3 protein-coding genes are annotated in these 4,627 nt (G+C 35.3%); 1 reads left to right on the top strand and 2 read right to left on the bottom strand.

Going from position 1 to position 4,627, the window contains the following annotated elements; translation table 11 throughout:
* Positions 1-808: 808 nt before the first annotated feature.
* Positions 809-2,872 (bottom strand): AarF/ABC1/UbiB kinase family protein, encoded by a 2,064-nt coding sequence (locus AFK68_RS09745; protein WP_094672539.1) that lies wholly within the window; start codon positions 2,870-2,872, stop codon positions 809-811.
* 587 nt (positions 2,873-3,459) lie between these two features.
* On the opposite strand from AFK68_RS09745, the gene AFK68_RS36545 reads away from it, so the two are divergent.
* Entirely contained in the window at positions 3,460-3,609 is a 150-nt protein-coding gene (locus tag AFK68_RS36545; RefSeq protein WP_168186394.1) for a hypothetical protein, read from the top strand.
* Here AFK68_RS36545 and AFK68_RS09750 read toward each other — a convergent pair.
* Positions 3,601-4,385 (bottom strand): IS5 family transposase gene (locus tag AFK68_RS09750; RefSeq protein WP_094672540.1). Its coding sequence is split into 2 segments (ribosomal slippage): positions 3,601-3,968 and positions 3,968-4,385, totalling 786 coding nucleotides; the frame shifts between segments, so codons are not numbered across the junction. The genes AFK68_RS36545 and AFK68_RS09750 overlap by 9 nt on opposite strands.
* Between the last annotated feature and the right edge of the window lie 242 nt (positions 4,386-4,627).

Below are 4,627 nucleotides of genomic sequence, written 5' to 3' on the forward strand. Positions count from 1 at the left end.
GGTTTATTCTGATAAATTATCCCTCCTAACTCCCTTGAAAACTTATGCTTTATAAACATCTTTCTGAATATCAAACTTGATAAAAGAGAGAAATTATAAATTTGTCATTAAATTGATTTTTGGCTTCTTCCTTCTTACCGAAAAATCAAGGTATAAAGCCTCTCCTTTCCAGGAGAAACAAAAAAAAATTTTCTTTTATTCAATCCTCTTCATTTTAGGGATAGGTAATTATCAATTATCAATTATCAATTATCCATTATTGAATTCTTCTTTTTTTTTAAAGCTATACCCATAATGCTATCTCCACCTTTTGCTTTAGCTAGACCCATTGCTAAAGCCAATTCAGGTAATTTTTTGATCAAAAAATTAGTTGCCAGTAGAAAATTTTGCTACTAACAACTAATTATAATTAACCATTAACCGTCAAAGAATCAATACTGACTTATATATATAAATCAGTTTTAGATAGAGGGTTTATTATGATAAATTATCCCTCCTAACTCCCTTGAAAAGTTATGCTTTATCAACATCTTTCTGAATATCAAACTTGATCAAAGAGAGAAGTTATACATTTGTCATTAAATTGATTTTTGCCTTCTTCCTTCTTACTTCTTCCCGAATTACTAATAATTAATAATTAATAATTAATAATTAAATAATTTTGGTTTAAAGCCCCCCCCTTTTAAGGGGAAAAAAGTGCTCTTGAATTTCCTGATATTCAATTCCGTAACGGTTTTAACCAGAGGTAATTATCAATTATCAATTATCAATTATCAATTAATGAACTCTTCCTTCAATCAATATCAACTTAACTAGAAGAAGCAGGCAAAGAAAGTTGAGGTTGAGTCTTTGGTTTATGACCATTACCATTACCATTACCATTACCATTAGTATTAGAATACTCTGGAGATAATAATACTTGACGAATCAAACGAGCGATCGCCCGTTGAGTCAAACCACCTGCTACTTGTTGCCCCATTTTTTGCATCTCTGGTTTAACTAATATATTTGGTACTAATTGTACTAACTGCATAGCATCAAAACCAGGAGTATCTTGAATAATTTGCCAGATATTTTTAATATGTTCTGCTCTCTTTTCATTACCAGGATTATTAGATGTAGTAACTGGAGTTTTCTCTACCTTCATTCCCAACCATTCATTGACTTTACTTCTCGCATTAATAAATGTATTTATCGATGCTAAATCTAGACTATTAATTAGTTCTTCAACTAAACGAACCCGAATAAAATCTCCTCGTTCAGATAACAAGAAATCTAGAGCCTGATCTAAAACTTTACTAATATCATAATCATCACTATTACTTGCATTTCTTAAAAGATTTTCCAATCTATTCCAACGAAAATCACCATCCTTAAAAAGTAAATCTTTCAAAGAAGTTCTCAACTCAGGAGCAGGGTCAGTTAATAAACGTTTAGCCACATAAGGATAAGCTTTACTCAAAACCTTAAAATTAGGATCGACATTAATAGCAATACCTTCCAAAGTTACCAAAGAGCGAATAATCAAAGCATAATAAGCAGGCACCCGGAATGGATACTCATACATTAAAGCTGATAACTGGTCTGTAATACTCTTAAAATTAAGTTCTGCCACACTAGCACCAAGAGCATTATTAAACACACCAGCCAATGCCGGAATAATCGGAGTTAAATCAGTTTCAGGAGTTAAAAATTCCAGCTTCACATAATCCTGACCTAAAGCATCAAAATCACGATTTACTAAATGTACAACTGCCTCCAATAAACCATATCTCTGATAAGTTTTAACCTCACTCATCATGCCAAAATCTAGATAAACTAACTTACCATCAGGACTTGCTAATAAATTACCAGGATGAGGATCGGCATGAAAAAAACCATGTTCTAATAACTGTCTTAAAGAACATTGCACACCAATTTCTATCAGATATTTCGCATCAATATTTTTTGCTTTTACCGCTTCCAAATTAGTCAACTTAGTACCCGTTATCCACTCCATTGTCAATACACGACGACCTGTATATTGCCAATAAATTTTAGGAACATAAATATCTTTCAAATGACCGTAGAGTTGTTTAAATTTTTCGGCATTTCGACCCTCTTGAGTGTAATTCATTTCCTCAAATATTCGAGTACCAAACTCATCCATTATGCCTACTAGATCGCTACGGAGTCGCTGAATATTTTTATGTGCCCAAATAGCTAATGTTCTTAATATATAAATGTCTAAAGCAATGCTTTCTGCTAAACCAGGACGTTGTACTTTTACTGCTACTATTTCTCCTGTTTTTAATTTGCCTTTATATACTTGTCCAAGGGAAGCTGCAGCGATGGGATTTGGTGTTAATTCTGCATAAATTTCTTCTGGAGGAAAACCTAATTCTTCTTCTATAAAATGATAAGCAACTTCATTGGGAAAAGCAGGTAATTGGTCTTGTAATTTGGTCAGCTCATCTAAATATGTTGGAGAAGCTAAGTCTGGTCGAGTAGATAGTGCTTGTCCTACTTTAATAAAGGCAGGACCGAGATTTGTCAAAATTTCTCTTAACCTGATTGCCCTTTTTCTTTCATTTTTAGTGGCGTTACCTGTAATTTTGTCCAACCACAAGCTAAAAGCAAATGAAACAAAAGTCCATAAGATACTGATTCGCCGTTTCCAGACTTGCAAAGGACGTTTACTGTAGATGGCTGTTATTGCTTCTGGATCGTAGCGTAGGGCATTTTCTGCTGTCTCTGGAGGATTTTGAGATTTGGGTATTTCTGTATCTATATTTTTTAGTTGCATTGCTTCAACTTCTACTGTGTCTAATTTCTTGCTGTTGGAATTGATGTCTTTTTGGCGAGGAATAGATGATATTGTTTCTAAATTCATAATATTTAAGAAAAATTTAACGAATCTTGTTAAATATTGTAACAATATCCCTATTGTTGGGGTGCGAGTGTAAAAAATCAATCCTCCCTCTCGTGAGTGAATCTAATCTATGTCGATCGGGTGACAGAAAATTTTTTTGGTTAGTTTAGTTAAGAATCAAAAACAGAATTGCTAAACCTGACTATTGTTCTATGGAATTCCTAAGCGTATCTTTTATATTGGGTTTCTTTCTGTAATATTCGTGATATAACTGTCGGACTTGTTCCGCCTTTTCCTGAGGTCATGCTCCGCAAATATGTCGCAAAGTGAAAACGGAAGGCAGTTCTATCACAGAGAAACTATGCTATTCTTGGTTGAATAAAAAATCATGCGTATATACGAACAACCCCATTTAAACTTTATGATATCACAAAAATTGTGAGGATACAACCGAAAATTCTTTGAGGCGCGNGCGTATATACGAACAACCCCATTTAAACTTTATGATATCACAAAAATTGTGAGGATACAACCGAAAATTCTTTGAGGCGCGATTTTTTTGGAGCTTCAGAAAATGAAAATATTGGTGATTTTTCACTTGAGGATGGATGGAAAGATTCGATGGGGGAAAATTAACCATTTATAGGGCTCCAGAAAATGAAAATATTTCTGGTATTGCTCCTAGGGCGTGTCATCAATTAAGGAGGTTGACAAAATGGGTATTTTATGTTCTAGGTCGATGGCGATCGCTATGCTAATAAAATGACTGAGGCTGCCAAATAAGTTCCTCCCAGAAAGTTAACTGAACGTTTATCGTATCTCGTAGCGATATAGCTGCCGCTAGGCTCCGCCAACGCTCGATACTGTTTAAGTTTGGCAAAAAAATTTTCGATCAGATGACGTGCTTTGTACAATATTTCATCATAATTACGCAGTTGTTTCCGGTTTTTTTTCGGGGGAATCACTACTTCTATTCCTCTCTCACTCAAAGGTTCAATCACCCGCTCCTGAGCATCATAAGCTTTGTCCCCTAATACTGCTTCGGCTCCTACCATCGGTAGTAGTACATCTGCCCCATCTAAGATTGAAGTTTGAATAGTAGTTAAAAAAAAAGAGTAGGATTACCTAGAGCATCTACTACTCCATGTATCTTAGTACTTAATCCTCCTTTGCTACGACCAATATCTTCCTGTTGTGCACTACTTTCCTTGGCTCCGGCACTATGTTGATGAGCACGAACAATAGTGGCATCGATCATGGCATATTCATTATCTGCATCCTCAGCTAGAGCTTGAAATAATCTTTCCCAGACTCCAGAACGGCTCCAACGGCTAAAACGGTTATGGACAACCCGGAAGTCCCCAAATCTTTCGGGTAAGTCTCTCCAAGGAATTCCAGCTCTATATCTGTATAAAACAGCTTCGACAAACAGGCGGTTGTCCTTTGCAGTTCTGCCTACAGTCCCTTCACGCCCTGGTAATAGATGTTGAATGCGTTCCCATTGATCGTCCCGTAAGCTATAACGTCTAGTCATTTAGAGCAGTCCTTTTTTGTTATTCCTGTAGTTATTTGGCATAAGCATACTATACTTTTAATGTCAACCTGTTGAATTGATGACACGCCCTAGGAAAAATTCCCGAATATTTGATTTTCTCTCAGTAAAGATTTGGGTTGAATAAAAAGTCATGCGTATATACGAACAACCCCATTTAAACTTTATGATATCACAAAAATTGTGAGGATACAACCGAAAATTCTTTGAGGCGCGATTTTTTT

The organism is Hydrocoleum sp. CS-953 (assembly GCF_002260545.1).
GTDB lineage: Bacteria > Cyanobacteriota > Cyanobacteriia > Cyanobacteriales > Microcoleaceae > Trichodesmium.